Source organism: Nisaea sp., assembly GCF_039990255.1.
Lineage (GTDB): Bacteria > Pseudomonadota > Alphaproteobacteria > Thalassobaculales > Thalassobaculaceae > Nisaea.
The window spans coordinates 243,222-263,089 of record NZ_JBDXGG010000018.1 but is presented as its reverse complement, the minus strand read 5'-3'; the positions used below and the strand labels follow the sequence as shown (position 1 = coordinate 263,089).

Annotated in this window: 16 protein-coding genes; 10 read left to right on the top strand and 6 right to left on the bottom strand. The window is 61.0% G+C overall.

Going from position 1 to position 19,868, the window contains the following annotated elements:
- The 9 genes from murB (at window position 1) to ligA (ending at window position 11,664) form a co-directional block, all read left to right on the top strand.
- Window positions 1–957 (top strand): UDP-N-acetylmuramate dehydrogenase, encoded by a 957-nt coding sequence (gene murB / locus ABJ076_RS11450; protein WP_348190837.1) that lies wholly within the window; start codon window positions 1–3, stop codon window positions 955–957.
- On the top strand, window positions 954–1,868 hold the full coding sequence (locus ABJ076_RS11445) for a D-alanine--D-alanine ligase (protein ID WP_348190834.1): 915 nt from the start codon (window positions 954–956) through the stop codon (window positions 1,866–1,868). Before murB ends, ABJ076_RS11445 begins: the two co-directional genes overlap by 4 nt.
- Window positions 1,859–2,734: a cell division protein FtsQ/DivIB gene (locus tag ABJ076_RS11440; RefSeq protein ID WP_348190831.1), complete on the top strand. Its 876-nt coding sequence runs from the start codon at window positions 1,859–1,861 to the stop codon at window positions 2,732–2,734. Before ABJ076_RS11445 ends, ABJ076_RS11440 begins: the two co-directional genes overlap by 10 nt.
- Window positions 2,734–4,035, top strand: coding sequence for a cell division protein FtsA (ftsA, locus tag ABJ076_RS11435; protein ID WP_348190829.1), 1,302 nt, complete (start codon window positions 2,734–2,736; stop codon window positions 4,033–4,035). Before ABJ076_RS11440 ends, ftsA begins: the two co-directional genes overlap by 1 nt.
- A 188-nt stretch (window positions 4,036–4,223) precedes the next feature.
- Window positions 4,224–5,825 carry a cell division protein FtsZ gene (gene ftsZ, locus ABJ076_RS11430; RefSeq protein ID WP_348197874.1) on the top strand — a complete coding sequence of 534 codons (1,602 nt, stop codon included), beginning with the start codon at window positions 4,224–4,226 and terminating at the stop codon, window positions 5,823–5,825.
- Window positions 5,826–6,008: 183 nt separating this feature from the next.
- Entirely contained in the window at window positions 6,009–6,923 is a 915-nt protein-coding gene (lpxC, locus tag ABJ076_RS11425; protein ID WP_348187376.1) for a UDP-3-O-acyl-N-acetylglucosamine deacetylase, read from the top strand.
- 123 nt (window positions 6,924–7,046) lie between these two features.
- Window positions 7,047–7,883 (top strand): outer membrane protein assembly factor BamD, encoded by an 837-nt coding sequence (locus ABJ076_RS11420; protein WP_348187374.1) that lies wholly within the window; start codon window positions 7,047–7,049, stop codon window positions 7,881–7,883.
- Window positions 7,884–7,889: 6 nt separating this feature from the next.
- On the top strand, window positions 7,890–9,554 hold the full coding sequence (gene recN / locus ABJ076_RS11415; RefSeq protein WP_348187372.1) for a DNA repair protein RecN: 1,665 nt from the start codon (window positions 7,890–7,892) through the stop codon (window positions 9,552–9,554).
- Window positions 9,555–9,585: 31 nt separating this feature from the next.
- Window positions 9,586–11,664: an NAD-dependent DNA ligase LigA gene (gene ligA / locus ABJ076_RS11410; protein ID WP_348187380.1), complete on the top strand. Its 2,079-nt coding sequence runs from the start codon at window positions 9,586–9,588 to the stop codon at window positions 11,662–11,664.
- A gap of 348 nt (window positions 11,665–12,012) precedes the next feature.
- On the opposite strand, the gene ABJ076_RS11405 is transcribed toward ligA, so the two are convergent.
- The 4 genes from ABJ076_RS11405 to ABJ076_RS11390 form a co-directional block, all read right to left on the bottom strand.
- Window positions 12,013–12,420, bottom strand: coding sequence for a DUF2000 family protein (locus tag ABJ076_RS11405; protein ID WP_348187370.1), 408 nt, complete (start codon window positions 12,418–12,420; stop codon window positions 12,013–12,015).
- Between the two features lie 42 nt (window positions 12,421–12,462).
- The gene (locus tag ABJ076_RS11400; protein WP_348187368.1) at window positions 12,463–12,876 is read right to left on the bottom strand and encodes a MarR family transcriptional regulator; all 414 of its coding nucleotides are present in this window, start codon (window positions 12,874–12,876) and stop codon (window positions 12,463–12,465) included.
- Between the two features lie 104 nt (window positions 12,877–12,980).
- On the bottom strand, window positions 12,981–13,769 hold the full coding sequence (locus tag ABJ076_RS11395; RefSeq protein ID WP_348187366.1) for an enoyl-CoA hydratase-related protein: 789 nt from the start codon (window positions 13,767–13,769) through the stop codon (window positions 12,981–12,983).
- A 35-nt stretch (window positions 13,770–13,804) separates the two neighbouring features.
- A complete protein-coding gene (locus ABJ076_RS11390) occupies window positions 13,805–15,619 on the bottom strand; it encodes an aminopeptidase P family protein (protein WP_348187364.1) in 1,815 nt (604 codons plus the stop codon).
- Between the two features lie 267 nt (window positions 15,620–15,886).
- On the opposite strand from ABJ076_RS11390, the gene ABJ076_RS11385 reads away from it, so the two are divergent.
- Entirely contained in the window at window positions 15,887–16,330 is a 444-nt protein-coding gene (locus ABJ076_RS11385; RefSeq protein ID WP_348187362.1) for a DUF1127 domain-containing protein, read from the top strand.
- 96 nt (window positions 16,331–16,426) lie between these two features.
- On the opposite strand, the gene ABJ076_RS11380 is transcribed toward ABJ076_RS11385, so the two are convergent.
- Together ABJ076_RS11380 and ABJ076_RS11375 are read right to left on the bottom strand one after the other, a co-directional pair.
- Window positions 16,427–17,329, bottom strand: coding sequence for a 50S ribosomal protein L11 methyltransferase (locus tag ABJ076_RS11380; protein ID WP_348187360.1), 903 nt, complete (start codon window positions 17,327–17,329; stop codon window positions 16,427–16,429).
- A 25-nt stretch (window positions 17,330–17,354) separates the two neighbouring features.
- Window positions 17,355–19,664, bottom strand: coding sequence for a UvrD-helicase domain-containing protein (locus ABJ076_RS11375; protein WP_348187358.1), 2,310 nt, complete (start codon window positions 19,662–19,664; stop codon window positions 17,355–17,357).
- Between the last annotated feature and the right edge of the window lie 204 nt (window positions 19,665–19,868).

The window sequence follows — 19,868 nt, the reverse complement described above, 5'->3', positions numbered from 1 at the left end:
ATGGCCGCCCTTCGCTCAGATACGCACACGCCCCTGATAGAGCGCCTGCCGGAAGTGCGCGGCCGCTATCAGGAGAATGTCGATCTGTCCGGGCAGACATGGTTCCGCGTCGGCGGCCCTGCCGAGGTGGTGTTCCGCCCTGCAGACGCCGAGGATCTGGCCGCCTTCCTGCGCGACAAGCCTGCGAACGTCCCGGTCACGGTAATCGGCGTTACATCAAACCTTCTGATCCGCGACGGTGGCATTCCTGGCGTGGTTATCCGGCTCGGCAAAGGCTTCAACCAGATCGACTTCAGTGCCGACATGGTGACCGTGGGCGCCGCCGTGCTTGACCTCAATCTCGCCAAAGCCGCCCTCTCCGAGGGCCGCACCGGCCTCGCCTTCATGTCCGGCATTCCCGGCTCCATCGGGGGCGGCCTGCGCATGAATGCGGGCGCCTATGGCGGTGAGTTCAAGGACGTTCTGTTTTCCGCCGAGCTGGTGACTGGCGACGGCATCCTGCGCCGGGTTCCGGCAGGCACGCTCGGCATGTCCTATCGCCACTCAGACGCTCCGTCGGACTGGATTTTCACCGCCGCTACCTTCAGTGCGCCCGCCGGCGACCGGGACGAGATCACAGCCGCTATGGATGAAATCAAGCGCTCACGCGAGGCCAGCCAGCCGATCCGCGAACGCACAGGCGGCAGCACCTTCGCCAATCCGGAAAGCCACAAATCCTGGCAACTGATCGATGCCGCCGGATGCCGGGGCCTGCGGGTCGGCGGCGCCATGGTGTCCGAGAAGCATTGCAATTTTCTGATCAACACCGGTACCGCCACCGCCGCCGATATCGAGGTGCTTGGTGAGGAAGTCCGGCGCCGGGTGAAGCAGACCAGCGACATCGAGTTGCGTTGGGAAATCCGCCGCATTGGTGTCGGCGGCGTTGCACACAACACGACCCAGGGAGATGGCTCATGAGCAAGCATGTCGCAGTTCTGATGGGCGGTTGGTCCGGTGAACGTGACGTCTCCCTCTCCACCGGTCACGAATGCGCCAAAGCACTGCGCGAGGCCGGTTACCGGGTGACCGAGGTTGATGTGGATCGGCAGATCCCGTTCCGACTTGCCGAGCTGAAACCGGATGTCTGCTTCAACGCCCTGCATGGCCGGATCGGCGAGGATGGCAACATCCAGGGCCTGCTGAACATTCTCGACATTCCCTATACCCATTCCGGCGTCGAGGCTTCGGCCATCGCAATGGACAAGCCGCGTGCCAAGGAGCTGTTCATGCGGGCCGGGTTGAAATGCCCGCCCGGTGTCGTCCGTTCCCGCGCCGACGCCTTGAGAAGCGAGTCCCTGAAACGGCCCTATGTGCTGAAGCCAATCGACCAGGGTTCCAGCCTCGGCGTGCATATCGTCCACCCCGGTGACAATTACCGTCCGACCGAGGAAGACTGGCCGTTTGGGGACGTCGTACTGGAAGAAAAATTCATTGCCGGGCGGGAACTGAGTGTCGCTGTACTGGACGGTGCTGCCCTCGCGGTGACCGAGATCACCTCTGAGCACGGCTTCTACGATTACGATGCCAAATATGCTGATGGCGGCTCGATCCACATTCTTCCGGCGGCACTCCCGGAAACGGTCACGCGCCATGCCCTGAAGATGGCCGAACAGGCACATGCGACGCTCGGATGCCGGGGTGTCAGCCGGGCTGATATCCGGTTTGACGATACCGGCGAGGATGTTGGACCCGACAATCTCTACCTGCTGGAAGTCAATACCCAGCCGGGCATGACCCCGACCTCGCTCGTTCCGGAACAGGCAGGCTTCCACGGCATGAATTTCGCCGCGCTCTGCGCCAAGCTGGTGGAGGACGCGCGATGCGACTGATGGGCGCCGGCAAAGGCAAAGCCGGCAAGAAATCCGCAACCGCTCGGCGGCGCCAGACCCGGCGGCCGCGGATGTCGGCCCGGCGCATGCGCCAGGTACTGATCGGCACCGGTTTCGCGACGCTGACCGCCATCGTTGCGGCCAGCGGCTGGCACGCGGCCCGTACCGGCGCTGTAGACGAAGCCAGCCGGATGATCGACATGGTCGGCACGGACATCTCGAACGAGCTCGGCCTCGTGGTCTCGGACATTCTGGTTGAAGGCCGCTACAGGACAGAGCGCAGCAATCTGGTCACCGCGATTGCGACCGACCGCGGCACGCCGATCCTCGGTATCGACCTCGCGGCCCTGAAAACCCGTGTCGATGCCCTGCCCTGGGTACGTTCCGCCGCAATCGAAAGACGCTTGCCGGACACGCTGTTCGTCAAGCTAGAGGAACGCACACCGCTCGCCTTGTGGCAGCGCGACGGAGACCTGTCCCTGATCGACGATCGTGGCGTCGAAATCCCGGGCCAGAACCCGCGCCGTTTCGCAGACCTGCCGATCGTGGTCGGGGCGGACGCACCTGCCCGCGCCCATGAATTTCTCGATCTGCTCTCAGGCGAGCCGGACCTGAAACAGCGTGTCCGTGCCGTAACCTGGATCGGCGAGCGGCGCTGGAATGTCCGGCTGGACACCGGCGTCGATATCGAGTTGCCGGAGCATGCGCCGGACAAGGCCTGGTCACACCTCGCCAAACTGCAGCGCGACCATGGAGTGCTGAACCGCGACGTCATCGCCATCGATCTACGCCTGCCGAACCAGTTGGTGGTCCGGGTTGCCCCAACAGTCTCCAACCGCCTCCGGAACCCGGGGAAAGACACCTGATGCGCAAGAGCCTCGCCAAGCCCCGGACCGGCACGGTCGCGATCCTCGACATAGGATCGACGAAGATCTGCTGCCTGATCGCTCGGATCGGCGAGAACGGCACGCGCGCGGACCATAATGGTGAACAGGCGCCGACCCTGCCCGGCATTCGGGTCATCGGCATCGGCCACCAGGTCGCCAGAGGGATCCGCAGCGGCATGATCGTCGACATGGCCGAGGCAGAGGAATGTGTCCGCGCCGCCGTGCATGCCGCTGAAAAAATGGCAGACGAGACCATCCAACGCGTCTTCGTCAATCTCTCCGGCGGCTACCCGCATTCCCAGACTGTCGGCGTCGAAGTCTCAATCGGCGGGCAGGAAGTCGGCGATTCCGATGTCCGCAGGATCCTCGGCCAGTGGCAAAAGGTCGAGGTTGAAGCCGACCGCCAGCTGATTCATTCGATCCCGGTCGGCTTTTCCATTGACGGCAGCCGGGGCATCCGCGATCCGCGCGGCATGTGCGGCGACCGGCTTGGCGCCAACATGCATCTGGTGACAGCCGCCTCCAGCGCGGTGCGGAATATCACCAGCGTGGTCGAACGCTGCCATCTCGGCATCGAGGCCTTCGTGGTCTCCCCCTACGCGGCCGGACTGTCCTGCCTGGTCGAGGACGAGCGGGACCTTGGCGTCACCGTTATCGATATGGGCGGCGGCACCACCACCATGGCCGTCTTCTTCGACGGCAGCGTGATCTATACCGACTGCGTTCCGGTTGGTGGCGCCCACATCACCAGCGACATCGCGCGCGGCCTTGCCACACCAGTGCACGAAGCAGAGCGCCTGAAAACACTCTATGGCAGCGCTATTCCCTCCAGCCTCGACGAGCGCGAAGTGATCGACGTGCCGCTGGTCGGCGAGCAGGACGAAAACCATCCCAATCACGTTCCGAAATCCCTCCTGATCCGGATCATCCATCCGCGTCTTGAGGAAACCTTCGAGCTTGTCCGCAACCGGCTGGAAGCCAGTGGGTTCGACAAGGTCGCCGGCCGCCGCGTGGTCATCACAGGCGGCGCAAGCCAAATGCCGGGAATCCGGGATCTGGCACAGGAAATCCTGGACAAGCAGGTCCGACTGGGCCGGCCGATCCGGGTGAACGGGCTGGCGGATGTTGCCAGCGGTCCGGCCTTCGCTACCAGCGCCGGACTGCTGGCTTATGCCGCCGACCCGGCACTTGACGCGTCCCGCCAAGGGCACGTCGCCAACAAGGAGACCGGAGGCGGGCTGTTTGGCCGCGTCGGCTCCTGGCTGAGGGAGAACTTCTAATGCAGCAATTCCGGTTCACACCCAACGCAAGCTCCGGCCCGTGCCCGACACACCCGGCCGAACGGCCGCGCTGTGACCATAAGCAAACCATCGACCAACAGTACCCGGCCAGAAGGCCCAAATCCCGCGTGCTCCCCCAGGCACGCATCCCCCAGACAACCCTCTAACGCGAGATCAGGAGGCCACCCATGACCATCAATATCTCAGTCCCCAACGATGAAGATAATGAACTGAAGCCGCGGATTAGTGTCGTCGGCATCGGCGGCGCAGGCGGCAATGCCGTCAACAACATGATCCGCTCCAACCTTGAGGGTGTCGAATTCATCGTCACCAACACCGACGCTCAGGCGCTGAAACAGTCGCTGGCGGATCGCACGATCCAGCTAGGCACCGGCGTGACCCAGGGTCTCGGTGCCGGCTCCCGGCCGGAAGTTGGCCGTGCGGCCGCCGAAGAGGCGATCGAAGACATCATGGACAACCTGCGCGAAAGCAACATGGTGTTCATCACGGCAGGCATGGGCGGCGGCACCGGTTCCGGCGCCGCTCCGGTGATCGCGCAGACTGCTCGCGAAAACGGTATCCTGACCGTCGGCGTGGTGACCAAGCCGTTCCACTTCGAAGGCCAGCACCGGATGCGGATCGCGGATCAGGCGATCGAGGAGCTGACACAGTATGTCGATACTCTGATCATCATCCCGAACCAGAACCTGTTCCGGGTGGCAAACGAGAAGACCACCTTTGCCGACGCCTTCAACATGGCCGACGACGTGCTGCATTCCGGTGTGCGCGGCGTCACCGACCTGATGATCATGCCAGGCCTGATCAATCTTGATTTCGCCGACATCCGCACGGTGATGAGCGAAATGGGCAAGGCGATGATGGGCACCGGCGAGGCCAGTGGCGAGAAGCGCGCCATCGACGCCGCCGAGGCCGCGATCAACAATCCGCTGCTGGAGGACACCACGATGAAGGGTGCCCGCGGTGTGCTGATCAACATCACCGGCGGCATGGACATGACCTTGTTCGAGGTCGATGAAGCCGCCAACCGCATCCGCGAGGAAGTCGATCCGGAAGCCAACATCATCTTCGGCTCCACCTTCGACGAGAAAATGGAAGGCACCATGCGGGTCTCCGTCGTCGCCACCGGCATCGCAGCCGAGGGCATGGCGCAGAAACGCCCGCCATTGACCGTGGTTCCGACCAAAGCCAAAGCCGCGCCGATAAAGCCGGCTGCCGAAAGCACCGCTACCGCGGCTGCAAAAGCTCCGAGTGCACCTGTCGGCGACATCCCGGCAATCTCGGCATCCAGCGACACGGTTCATGTCGCAGGCAATACCCTAGTGATCGGAGAGGCTGATCTGGACAATGCTGCACTGACCGCCCAAATCCAGGCCGACACCGCCCGGGCCGAAGCTGAAGAACCGGCACCGGTTGCAGCCGAGCCGAAGGCTGACGACACCTTCATTGCACCGCCGCCTGCGGTTCCTGAGACCACGGCGAACCACGAGCCCGACCCGTTCCAGGCTGCGGCGATGGCGAATGCCGGCCATCGCGAAGACACCGGCGCAGACAAGTCGCCGAGCCTGTTTACCCGGATGACCGGAATGGTCGGCAAGAAACCGTCCGAGCCGGCCCCGGAGGCCAATCCGCAGCGCTTCGTGGACGTCAATGCGGCTGAACCAAAACAGGCCCGCCTTGGGGCTCTGGACCAGTCTGAACGGGTTGCACCGGCACGCCAGGACGACGATCTCCTGGACATTCCGGCCTTCCTGCGCAGACAGGCGAACTAACCCTGAATTTACGCCGTCAAATCAGTGCATTACGGCGTAACATTCAGTCATAAAGAGTGATTTGAGGGCCCCGGGAGATATTGATACATCTTTCGGGGCTTACTTTTTTATTTACCAATATTCCGATCCTAATTTTCCGAGAAATCGGGACTAACTGCCTGGGTCGGCGTCAGGAGCATCCTTGTGATTGCGCAACAGACTTTGAAGACGAGCATCTCCTGCAGGGGTGTCGGACTCCATGGCGGCGTCGACTGCATCATGACGATGCATCCCGCTGCTGCCGATCACGGCATCGTTTTCAAGCGCACCGATGTTTCCGACAAGAACCCACTGGTTCCCGCACGCTGGGACATGGTGCATGACGCCACCATGTGCACCAAACTGCAGAACAATGAAGGTGTGACGGTCTCCACGGTCGAGCATCTGATGGCGGCGCTTGCCGGCTGCCATATCGACAATGCCCTGATCGAAATCGACAGCCCTGAAGTGCCGATCATGGATGGCAGCGCCGAGCCATTCGTGCTTCTCATCGAGTGTGCGGGCACAGCAACGGTCGCTGCGCCACGCCGCGCCATCCGGGTCCTGAAGACCGTCAGCGCCCAGGACGACAAGCGCCGGATCCAGATTACCCCGGACGATCACTTCTCGGTTAATTTCGAGATCGAATTCGACAGCGCCGCGATCACCGAGAAACAGCTCGATGTGAAGTTGGTCAACGGTACCTTCAACGAGACCATAAGTGGCGCCCGTACATTTGGTTTCATGCAGGATATTGATCGTCTGCGCGCTGCCGGTCTTGGCCGGGGCGGCAATCTAGACAACGTCGTGATCGTCGACGGCGACACGATCCTCAACGAGGGTGGCCTGCGCTTCAAGGATGAGTTCGTGCGGCACAAGATTCTCGACTGTGTTGGCGATCTTTATCTCGCGGGCGCGCCGATTCTCGGCCGCGTCGACGCCTCGAAATCCGGACACCTCTTCAACAACAAGCTGCTTCGGGCCCTGTTCGCGGATGAGACCGCGTGGGAACTGGTAGAGATAACCCCGGAAATGGCAGCAGCAGACCACGATCATCCGTTGCTTGCCGCGACTGCGTAACTCCTCTATCCCAACAGTGTTATTCGGCGGGTACCGGCCGGGCTTGCGATTTCATCCGCAAGCCCCTTGGCGTCGGCGCCCGGGGACCGTATTTTCTTATGGACACATGTCCGGGGAAATTCGATGAAATTCGCCTTTGGTGATTTTAGCCCGTTGCGGCTGAAAAACCTTGCTCTGCTGTCCTGCGTTGTGGCGCTCGCCGCCTGCAGCGACGACAAGCCTAAACTGGAATATGTCGAGCGCCCGGTAGAGCAGCTCTACAACGAGGCTGTCGATAGTGCGCTAGAAGGCGACTACAAGAAAGCCGCGCCTCTGTTCGACGAGGTCGAGCGCCAGCACCCCTATTCAGTCTGGGCGACTCAGGCGCAGATCATGGCTGCCTATTCTCTTTACCAGAGCAACAAGTACGACGAAGCGGTCAACGCGCTCGACCGGTTCATCCAGCTGAACCCAAGCAACCCGAATGTCGATTATGCCTATTACCTGAAGGGGCTCAGCTACTACGAGCAGATCGTCGATGTCGGCCGCGACCAGAAGCTGACCAAGAACGCCATGGATACGCTGCAGGAGCTCGTGCAGCGCTTTCCTGAGAGCCAGTATTCCCGAGATGCGTTGCTTAAGCTCGACCTGACCCGGAACCACTTGGCCGGCAAAGAAATGGAGATCGGACGCTTCTATCTCCGCCAGGGCCAATATCTCGCTGCCATCAACCGCTTCAAGCGCGTAGTCGAGAATTACGACACCACCGCTCAGGTCCCTGAAGCGCTGCACCGGATGACAGAAGCCTATAGCGCGCTTGGCCTACACCAGCAGGCAGAACGCACCGCCGCCGTTCTCGGACATAATTATCCGGGAAGCGAATGGTATCAGGACAGCTACGCCCTGATGACCACCGGCGCCAATCGAGGCGCGGAAGCGAACGACGACGGGCTCCTCGGCCTTGATCTCTGGATATTCTGATCAGCCATGCTGACCGGCCTCACGATCCGCGATGTGGTGCTGATCGACAGGCTTGACCTTGCGTTCGGGCCAGGCCTTGCCGTGCTGACCGGGGAAACCGGGGCCGGTAAATCCATCCTGCTTGACGCGCTCGGCCTCGCGCTCGGCGCGCGGGCAGACAGCGGCCTCGTCCGCAACGGTGCGAAACAAGCCGTCGTCACCGCAAGCTTCGATGTACCGGAGGGGCACGGCTCCTCCGAGATCCTGGAAGAAATGGGCATCGAGGTGGACGGCCCGGTAATTCTGCGGCGTGTCGTCACTGCGGACGGTCGCAGCCGCGCCTTCGCCAATGATGAGCCGGTCAATGTCGCCACCCTAAAGCGCCTCGGCGAGACCCTGGTGGAGATCCAGGGCCAGTTCGACCAGCGCGGCTTGATGGACCCGGCGACCCATCGCGACACCCTTGATGAATATGGTGGCCACGGCCCGCTGCAAGCAGCTATCCGCAATGCGCACCGTAGCTGGAGCGACGCACGGGCAGCCCACCAGCGAGCCCGCGAGGAACTGGAACGTGCGCGTACAGAAGAGGATCTGCTGCGGCACAATGTCGAAGAGCTCGACGCCGCGCAGCCTGAAGATGGCGAGGAAACCCGTCTCGCCCAGGACCGCACCATACTGGCCAACGCCGCCCAGATCCTGGAAGCAATGAATACCGCCGTCGGCGCCCTGCAGAACGAGCACGGTGCCGACCGGGCTGTTGCCGGAGCGCAGCGCAGCCTGGAGCGGGTGCGCGACCGGGCCGGGGACAAGCTGGACGTTGTGTTGGAAGGGCTGGAACGGGCCGCCGCCGAGATCCAGGAAGCCCAGCACGCCCTGACACAGATCGCCTCCGACGTGGAAGCGGATTCCGGCCGGTTGGAAGAAGTCGACGACCGGCTGCATGTACTACGCGGTCTTGCCCGTAAGCACGATACGGAAGCCGACCGTTTGCCAGAAATACACCGTGCTTTGTCCTCCCGTCTGGCCGCGCTGGACGATGCCGGTGGCGGGCTCGCCGATCTCGCCCGGGCGGAGCAGGATGCGCGCGAGGCCTATGCTAAAGCCGCCGAAACCCTGAGCGCAGCACGCACGAAAGCAGCCGACAAGCTGGACAAGGCGATCACCACGGAGCTGGAGCCACTGAAGCTGGACAAGGCGACGGTGAAGACCCAGCTCGACACCTTGCCCGAAAGCGAATGGAGCGCGGGCGGCATGGAGCGGGTCAGCTTCCTGATCTCGACCAACCCCGGCGCCCCACTCGGCCCGCTCGGCAGGATTGCCTCTGGCGGCGAGCTTTCCCGCTTTTTGCTCGCGCTGAAAGTCGTGCTGTCCGAAGCCAACCCGGTTTCGACACTGGTATTCGACGAGGTCGATAGCGGGGTCGGCGGTGCCGTCGCAGCAGCCGTCGGCGAGCGTCTGGCCCGTCTCGGCGCCGACACGCAGGTTCTCGTTGTCACGCATTCCCCTCAGGTCGCCGCCCGCGGTATCCGGCACTGGCATGTCGCCAAGCAGGCCGATGGAGAGCAGGTGAAGACCGCCGTCTCCCAACTTGAGACCAGCGATCGCCGCGAGGAATTGGCCCGCATGCTGTCCGGCGCGACTGTGACGGACGAGGCGAGGGCAGCAGCCGACAGCCTTCTCAACCCAGCCTGAGGACAGATGTGCAATGAGCGCCCCGGAAACCATTAAACCGGTTGAGGCACTGAGTCGCGACGACGCGGATTTCGAAATGCGCTTCCTCGCCGCTCAGATCGAGAAACACGACACGCTCTATCATCAAAAAGATACACCGGAGATTAGCGACGCAGATTATGACGCGCTGCGCCGCCGAAACGATGCGCTCGAAGAAGCTTTCCCGGACCTGATCCGTCCGAACAGCCCATCGAAACGGGTTGGCGCCGCGCCGTCCGCCGGTTTCTCAAAGATCCGGCACAAGAAGCCGATGCTGTCCTTGTCCAACGCCTTCTCGGACGAGGATGTTACAGACTTCGTCGCCCGCATCCGGCGTTTTCTCAGCCTCGGCGAAGACGCGTCCGTATCTCTCGTCGCCGAACCGAAGATCGACGGCCTGTCTGCCTCCCTGCGCTATGAGAACGGCACCTTCGTTCAGGGCGCCACCCGGGGCGATGGTACTGAGGGAGAAGACATCACCCGCAATCTGCAAACCATCGGCGATATTCCGCAAAACCTGCCCGCCGGGGCGCCGGCGGTGTTCGAGGTTCGCGGCGAGGTGTTCATGGGCAAGGCGGAGTTCCGCACCCTGAACGAGCGGCAGGAAGCAGCTGGCAAGAAGATCTTCGCCAACCCGCGTAACGCAGCCGCCGGATCACTGCGCCAACTCGACCCGAACATCACGGCGGAGCGGACTCTGCATTTCTTCGCCTATTCCTGGGGCGAGGTTTCGGAGATGCCGGCTGACAGCCAGACCGGTTTTCTGGAGAAGCTTAAGGAATGGGGCTTCGTGACCAATCCGATGACGAAGCTCTGCGACGGCTCAACCTCGGCAATTGAGGCTTACAAAGCCATCGGCGCCGCCCGCGCCGCGCTTGATTACGATATCGACGGCGTCGTCTACAAGGTGGATCGGCTGGACTGGCAGGATCGGCTCGGCATGGTCAGCCGCGCACCGCGCTGGGCCATCGCCCACAAATTCCCGGCCGAGCAGGCGGAAACAATTCTGGAAGGCATCGACATCCAGGTCGGCCGCACCGGCGCCCTCACCCCCGTTGCCCGATTGACGCCAATCACGGTCGGCGGTGTCGTGGTGTCGAACGCAACGCTGCATAACGAGGACGAGATTCAGCGCAAAGGCGTGCGGATTGGAGATACAGTTGTCATTCAGCGCGCTGGCGACGTGATCCCGCAAGTGGTTCGCGTGATCGAAGCAAAGCGCCCCGACGATGCCGTCCCTTATGTATTTCCAGACCATTGCCCGGTCTGCGGCAGCGAAGCCGTGCGGCCGGAAGGTGAAGTCATCCGGCGCTGCACCGGCGGCTTGATCTGCGCCGCCCAGGCGGTCGAGCGACTGAAACATTTCGTCTCCCGCGATGCCTTCGATATCGAGGGTCTGGGCGCCAAACAGGTCGAAGCATTCTATGAGGATGGCCTGATCGCGCAGCCGGGCGACATCTTCCGCCTGAAGGACCGAGCCGAGGAGATCTCAACCCGCGAAGGCTGGGGAGAGAAATCCCTGACCAATCTCATGGCTGCCATCGAGGAATGCCGGGGGATCGGCCTCGACCGTCTGATATATTCTCTCGGCATTCGCCAGATCGGCCAGGCGACCGCCAAACTTCTTGCCGCCAATTACGGCACACTCCCGGCTCTGACCGGAGCCATGCTGGAAGCGGCGGACCCGGAGTCGGAAGCCTATGCGAGCCTGATCAATATCGATCAGATCGGCCAGTCCGTGGCGGGTGACCTCATCGCTTTCTTTCATGAAGACCATAATCGCGCGGTCCTGGAGGATCTCGATAATGAGTTGGAGATCGAAGCCTTCGAGCTGACCGTGTCTGACGACAGCCCGATTGCGGGCAAAACCGTGGTCTTTACCGGCACCCTGACGACAGTCAGTCGGGGCGAAGCAAAGGCAAAAGCGGAGTCTCTCGGGGCAAAAGTAGCCGGGTCCGTCTCAAAGAAAACTGACTTTGTAGTGGTTGGCGCCGATGCCGGATCAAAGGCGCGGAAGGCTGAAGAGCTCGGCTTGACGATTTTGAGTGAGGAAGAATGGCTCACCATGATCAGCGCAACCGCTTCATTTTAAAGAACTTTCCTTAACGGCACACGCGTTATGTGAAGGCAGTGGGCACCTCATGCCAATCGCCATGCTTAAAGCGCATACCAACCCTGATGTTTCTCGATTACTCGCGCAACACTAGATCGCCTATTTGAGGTTTGTGCCGCACAGCGGAACAAACCCGGGCCCGTTGCCCCTCTCACCCCCCTAGGAGGATGCGATGACGACGTTTCATTATGTTGGACTGACGAACATGGCCGCGATCGGCCTCTTCACGCTGGTTCTTGCCGTCATCGGTTGAAGAGCCCGGGTTGGATTTTCCCCTCCCGCAAAAACGGGCTTCGGTTTACGGAGCCCGTTTTTGTTTGTCCGGACTCAGCTTTGCAGCTTCGCTCCCTTGGTGATCTTGTCGACCAGCTTTTTCTCGTCACGCACGGCAATACCGACCACCGGCATATCCTCCGGGTTGTAGTTTTTCACTGTCCCCCGGTTGGCCGCATCGTGACCGGTCGAGAACATATCCTCAATATAGAGTGACATGGTGACATCGCGGGACAGTGCCCGGGCATAGATCTTCTTCAGCCCGACCGCATCGCTGGAAAGAACGATCACCGGCTGAACCAGCAACGGATTGTAACGGTTCCCCGCCGCATCCTCATATGCTGCGCCTATGAGCTCATTTCTGCCGCCGACAATGCCGCTGGTCAGAAAAGCCGTGACATTCAATTTCTGCCAAAGCGCCAGATCGTCTCTCAGGACCAGCGCGACCTTGGTATCGAACATTCTTTCATCTACCTCTTAATCTCGGCCTCAATCATTCGGCCTCTAGCGCCCGGAAAGGGTTTTCAGCCCCTGGTAAACCGTTTCCGCAGACTCCCCGAGAAGCACCCGCGATTCTTCGTTCAATTGATCCATCGCTGCGTCGAGCGGCCTAGCGAGACTCTTCGCCCGCTCGGTCAGAGCAAGGCGGTAAACCCGGCGGTCCAGCGGATCGGCGCGCCGTTCAAGCAGATCCGCCTTCTCCAGACGGTCGACGATCCCGGTGATCGTTGCGCCATCGATTGCCAGACGCTCACCTATTTCCCGCGCAGTCAGTCCGTCACTCTCGAAAAGAACCTTCAGCACGGCATATTGCGGCGAGGTGACATCGAAAGGAGAAAGCAACTCCTTTGCCCGCCGCGATATCCGCTGCGCCGCCTTGCCTACTAGAAAGCTGACACACTCTTCCACCCGCTCCATGCGACCAATCCACTCCAAATTGAGAGCGCCAAATTAGCATCCATACAAATATTTTGTATACGAATTATTCGCGCACATGAAACAACCGAATGCCATAGCCGCTTTTAGCGTCCCTTGAAGACCGGCTTGCGCTTGTTCAGAAAGGCATCGAGACCCTCGCGACCGTCCTCGGTCTGGGCAAGTTCCGCAATCACCCGGGTCTCATCTTCCATTTGCGATTCAACCGACTGCTGGAAGCTTGAGGCAAGCAGACGCTTTACACCGCCATAGGCCCGGGTCGGCCCGGAGGCGAATTTTGCTGCCAGCTTAGTGGTCTCTCCAACCAGATCGTCATCCTCGATCACGCGCGTGACGATGCCCCAGTCCTGAGCCTCTTCCGCACTCAGGGTCCTGTTGGTCAGCATCAGCTCCTGCGCCCGGCGCATGCCGACGATGCGCGGCAGAAAGTAGGTGGAACTGCCGTCCGGCGACAGGCCGGCGGATGTGTAAGCCATCTTGAACTGCGCCGATTGCGCCGCCAGCACTATATCGCCGATCAGAGCCGTGCTGAAGCCGGCACCGGCCGCCATTCCCTGCACGGAAACAATGACCGGCGAGTTCATCCGGTACAGACGGGAGATCGCGGCATGGAAATATGCTGTTGTCTCTTTCAGACAGGCGCCGATCCGGTCGCTCTGGGATTCAAAGTATTTCAGATCCCCGCCGAATCCGAAGACCGAGCCGCTGGCATCAAGAATGACGGCACGGACATCCGGGTCCTCACTGGCATTGATCGACGCTTCCAGTAGCTCATGCGCCAGCGCGAGATTCACGGCATGACCTGCTTCCGGCCTGTTCAGCGTGATCCGCGCAACACCGTCGACCGCCGAATAGAGAATGGTCTCATAGGCCATTTTTACGTCTCCCTTTGCCCCTTAAACCTGCGCAATTAATCCTGGGCACCCTGCGGCGCCAAAGGCGCCGTCGCATCCGCCAGCCAAGCCGCGGTTTCCGGATCAAGATCCGGGCTCAATGTCTCCCGCACCCGTGCATGATAGGCGTCAAGCCATGCGATCTCGCCACCGTCGAGCAGAGAGAGATCGATCAATGCACGGTCAATCGGCGCCAGTGTGAGCGTCTCGAAGCCAAGCATCGGCCGTTCGGCACCCGGCACCTCGCGGGCCTCTACCGCGACAAGATTCTCGATCCGGATGCCGAAAGCGCCTGCCCGGTAATAGCCGGGCTCGTTCGAGATAATCATGCCCGGTTTAAGCTCGGCACCGCCACCCGATTTGGATATCCGCTGTGGCCCTTCATGCACACCGAGATAGGCGCCAACGCCGTGCCCCGTGCCATGATCGTAATCGAGCCCGGCTTCCCAGAGCGGCCGCCGGGCCAGCGCATCGAGCTGACCGCCGGTCGTGCCTTTCGGGAAGATTGCGCGGGAAAGCGCGATCATGCCTTTCAGCACCAGAGTAAAACAACGCTGCTCCTCCTCGCCGATGACACCGGTCGAAAGGGTGCGGGTGATGTCCGTGGTGCCATCGAGGTATTGCGCTCCAGAATCGACCAGATAGATCTCGCCCGGCTCCAGATCCCTGTTGCTCTCTTCGGTCACCCTGTAATGCACAATGGCGCCATTCGGCCCCGCGCCGGAAATCGTATCGAAGCTCGGCCCCCGGAACATTTCGTGCTCCGCCCGGAAGCCATGCACCCGTTCCACCAGCGTCATCTCGTCCAGCCCGCCCTGATGTGCCCGGCTCGCAAACCAGCAAAGGAAGCGGGCATAGGCAAGTGCATCCCGGCAATGAGCGGCCCGCACACCGATCATCTCGATATCGTTCTTCGCGGCCTTTGCCGAGACGATCGGGTCTTCCTGAAGATCTAATTTACCGTCGGCTTTCCGGACACGCTCCATGGCCCAGACTGGCGCACTCGCCGGATCGACCCGGACGACAAGCCCGTCCCCGGCAAGCCTATCGAGCGCATCGCCAAGCTCATCTTGCGGGCGTACGGTCACGGCATTGCCAAGATGCGCCAGAATCTCGGGACTGAGTTTTTTGCCGTCGATAAAGAGTTCAAGTGTCTCGTCAGCCGACAAAACCGCAAAACACAGGCAGAGCGGTGTGTTCTCAACATCGTTGCCCCGCACATTCAGCAGCCAGGCGATGGATTCCGCCGAGGTGATCAACAGTGCCTCGGCACCTGCCTCCTTCAACGTCCCGGCGATTTCCGCCCGCTTCTCTTCCGAGCGCTTCCCGGCATAAGCAACCGGGTAAGGCTGCATAGGCTCTGATGGCGCCGCCGGTCTGTCCGCCCAGACGGCATCGAGCGGATTGGCATCGAGCAGAACCAATGTGCCGCCGGCCTTCTCGATCGCCTTGCAAAGCCGCTCCACCTGATGGTCCGTATGGAGCCAAGGATCGATTCCAAATCTTTGGCCGCTGCCAAGCTCTTCACTGATCCAGTCCGTCGCGGTTTTGTCCGCAATGTTGAAACGTTGATACAGACTTCCGTCGACCTGGCTTTCGATCTGCAGGCTGTAGCGGCCATCGGTAAAGACCGCGGCCTTGTCCCGCAGCACCACGGCCGTGCCGGCGGAACCGGTGAAGCCGGTCAGCCAGGCCACCCGCTCGGCTCCGGCCGGCAGGTATTCGCTTTGATGCGCGTCTGCCCGCGGCACGATCATCCCGTCAACTCCAGCTTCCGCCAAAGCCGCCCTGAACGCACTAAGCCGTTCCGCTGCCGTACCCGTTGCGGACATATTTCGTGCTCCCTGCCTTGCCTCTATCCCGGTCTGTAACCGGATCTGTCTGACGCCAGATTAGGCACCGCGCCGGATCGGAACAAGAGAAGGAGCGAAATGCGTCGGATTAGTTTTATTAACAATCGATTAAGATCCGCGCATGGCAAACACCGTAATGCATGCACAACACGCATAACTGAGCTGCAAACACACCGCTCCTCACATGTCAAGGCCGGATCTATATTCTCACCATCAGAACACAACACCCCCTCAGGGACGCCGAAGATGAACTACTACAAACTCAACCGCAGCCTCGATGACCTGGAAATTCAGGAAGCGGGTCCCTTTGTCGCCCGGATCACGGATCCCGGCGACACAGTGCTCCGCCGTCACAGCCTTTATAGCGCAGAGATGCAATTGCGGGCCGAGTGGAACCGTTACATCGGTAGCCTGATTGCCAAAGGAGCCAAGTCCATGTTCAAGAACATCATCAACCGCCTGCGCATCTCCCGCACCATGTTTGAGCTGAACAATCTCGACGACCGGATGCTGGCAGATATCGGTCTGACCCGCAGCGACATCACCGCGGTTGCCCGCCGGATCTCCAACGTGTCGACCCAGCCGGTCGCCGCGCAGACGGTCATTACGCCGACAGCCACGATCACTGAAATTCCGGCTGGCTTCACTACCGAAGCCGCCAACACTGACGAGCAGCGGGAAGCCGCCTAATTCCCCCTCCCCTCAGGAGGCTTCTCTAGCGCTCGAAAGTCGGCGGTTCCGAAACTCCTCCCGTTCGGAACCGCCGCCCCAACTTGAAGTACGCTTCTACCGGTGTGGTCCCGAGACCACGCCGGTTTTCTTTTTCAGCATCAGTGTCATCCAGTCGCCGAACCGCCACTTCCCGGCCAGCACCAGCCCCTGCTGGCGGTGCGCCGAAAGCACGGCAGACGTCTGGTGATAAAGCAGCCCCGACAGAACGGCGGTTCCGCCAGGCTTCAGCGCGCGGTTGAGCGACGGCGCCATCTTGCAGAGCGGACGTGCCAGGATATTGGAGAGGATCAGCTCGTAAGCGCCGTCCGGGCGATCCTTCAGAACGGCATATCCATTCCCGGAACGGGCATCGACTCGTTTCGCTACCCCGTTCGCAATCGCATTTTCCAGGGCCGTCTCCACCGAAACAGGATCGATATCGACGGCCATGACCCGGGCCGCAGGCCAGATTTTCGCCGCCGCCATGCTGAGAATTCCGGACCCGCAGCCCATATCGAGCACCTTTGACGGATTCATCCGCTTGGAAAGCCTGTCGATCGCCCGCAAACAGCCCTCGGTCGTGCCGTGCGAACCAGAGCCGAAGGCCTGTGCCGCATCGACTTCGATATTCAAGGTTCCAACCGGCGCCTTGCCGCGCAAGTGCGAGCCATGCACGAGAAACCGGCCGAACCGCATTGCCGGGAAAGACTCCCTGTTGAGACGCAGCCAGTCGGTATCCGGCAACAGTCCGATCTCGACCTCCGGCAGATCGTATCCGCCCAAGGTCGCGGCAATAGAAAGAGCGCCGACGATCTTGCTTCGGTCCGGCTCCACGGTCGAAACGCCCTTAAGAATCCAGATCTTGTCTTCTTCCTGCTCGAAAACCGAAATGGCCTCGACAAAAGGCTCAAGGACATCCGACAGCGGCAACGCGGCTTCGGCTGAGGTTTCCAGCGAAATCTGCCAGATAGGCTTCATAGTCTGCTCACTAAATGGTCATTGATTAAGGCTTGCTTACAAAGCTGGCGACGAGCTTTTTGCTACCGGCCTTGTCGAACGCGATTTGCAGCTTGTCGCCATCGACGGATGACACGGTGCCCATACCAAATTTCTGGTGGAACACCCGCTCACCGACCGCGAAAGGTGGCGGTTTGCTGCGGTCAACGACATATCCCTTGCCTTCAAGCAGCGGTGGTTTGGCCCGGCTCTCGCCCCCGCGCCGGCCGTATCCAGGCCCGCGCCCGCCCTGGGCCGATCCATAGCCGAAGCTGCTCCCGCCCCAATCGTCAACGTCGCCGGCAGAACTTCCGAATCCGCCATAACGCGAGCCCTGAAATCCGGTCTCGCTGCTGACTTCGACCTGATCAGCTGGTAATTCATCAACAAACCGGGAGGGGATCGAACTCTGCCACATGCCATGCACCCGACGGTTCGCTGCGAAGCTAATATGGATTTGTTGGCGCGCCCGGGTCAGCCCGACATAGGCCAACCTGCGCTCCTCCTCCAGGCCAGATGCACCGCTCTCGTCGAGCGCGCGCTGATTCGGGAACATGCCATCCTCCCAGCCGGGCAGGAAAACCTGATCGAATTCCAGCCCCTTGGCGGCATGCAGGGTCATGATGCTGACCTGATCCTGATCAGTACTCTGGGCGTTTTCCATGACCAGGCTGATATGTTCAAGGAAACCAGCGAGGTTCTCGAACTCCTCCATCGCGCCACAGAGTTCCTTAAGGTTCTCCAGCCGTCCCGGCGCTTCCGGCGTTTTGTCCTTTTGCCACATCTCCGTATAGCCGGACTCGTCCAGCACGATGCGGGCAAGGTCGCTGTGATCCTCGACATCGATCAGGGAACGCCAGCGCTCGAAATTGCCGATCACTTCAGCCAGCTTGCGCTTGGCTGCGGGCTTCAACTCGTCCGTCTCGATGATCCGGGACGCCGCCCTGTAGAGCGACATGCCATCATTCCGGGCCAGATGATGCACCACCTGCATAGTGGCATCGCCAATGCCGCGTTTCGGTTTGTTCACGATGCGCTCGAAGGCGAGATCGTCATCGCGCTGGTTGACCACTCTCAGGTAAGCCAGCGCATCACGGATCTCCATCCGCTCATAGAAACGCGCGCCGCCGATCACCCGATAGGGCAGACCGATGGTCAGGAACCGCTCTTCAAACTCGCGCGTTTGGAAGCCGGCCCGGACCAGCACTGCCATCTGGGCAAGCTTCACGCCCTTGCGCTGCAGCGCCTCCATCTCCTCGCCAACGTGCCTGGCTTCCGATTCCCCGTCCCAGAGGCCACGCACATCCAGCTTTTCGCCTTCCGCTCCCTCGGTCCATAGCGTCTTGCCGAGCCGACCCTCATTATGGGAGATCAGCGAAGAGGCGGCCGCCAGGATGCGCGAGGTCGACCGGTAATTCTGCTCCAGCCGAATGGTCGCAGCGCCCGGAAAATCCTTCTCAAACTTCAGGATGTTCCCGACCTCGGCACCCCGCCAGCCATAGATAGACTGGTCGTCATCGCCAACACAGCAAATGTTCCGGCTTTTCTGCGCCAGCAGCCGGAGCCAGAGATACTGCGCGACGTTTGTGTCCTGATATTCGTCGACGAGAATGTATGTAAACTGATCGTGATATTTCGTGAGCACATCGGGATGGCTCTGAAACAGGTCGACACACAGCAGAAGAAGATCTCCAAAATCGACCGCATTCAGGACCTTCAGACGCTCCTGATATTGCCGATAAATCTCCACCAGTCGGCCGCCCGCCATGTCGCCCGCTTCTTCGCGTCCGACCTTATCCGGGGTCAGGGCACGGTCCTTCCAGCGCTGGATGACTCCCATCATGGCCCGTGCCGGCCATTTCTTGTCGTCGATGTTTCCGGCCTGCAGAAGTTGCTTCAGGAGGCGCTGCTGATCGTCCGAATCAAGAATGGTGAAATCCGACCGCAACCCCGCGAGTTCCGCATGACGCCTCAGAATTTTGGCCCCAAGAGCATGAAAAGTACCGAGCCAGACCTGCTCCGCCATGGGGCCGATCATGCCGCCGACACGCTCGCGCATTTCCCGCGCGGCCTTGTTCGTGAAGGTCACTGCCAGCACGTTCCAGGGCCGGGCGCGACCGGTCGAGATCAGATGAGCGAGACGGGTTGTCAGAACCCGTGTCTTGCCGGTCCCGGCCCCCGCGAGGACCAGCAACGGCCCGTCGACAGTGCGAACGGCCTCGGCCTGTCGCTCGTTCAGGCCGTTCAGATAGGGCGCGTCGGTATCCTGTCCCGCAGGCGGGACTTCAGGCTCATCGTCGAAAAACAGATCAGACATACGGTGCAGCAGGAAAAATTTCGGTTAAGATGGAGTCCATAGGCCTTTAACAAAATTTTAGTGAATCCAGATCTATCTTATCAACAACAGCCCGCCGGGCTCCGAAGATTTGGATGAACGCCTATGTAAAAACGAGCCCGATCTATTGCCGGAAACGCTTCTGAAGCTACCCTTATCACAATAGATCCTGTCTCGCTTTACTAC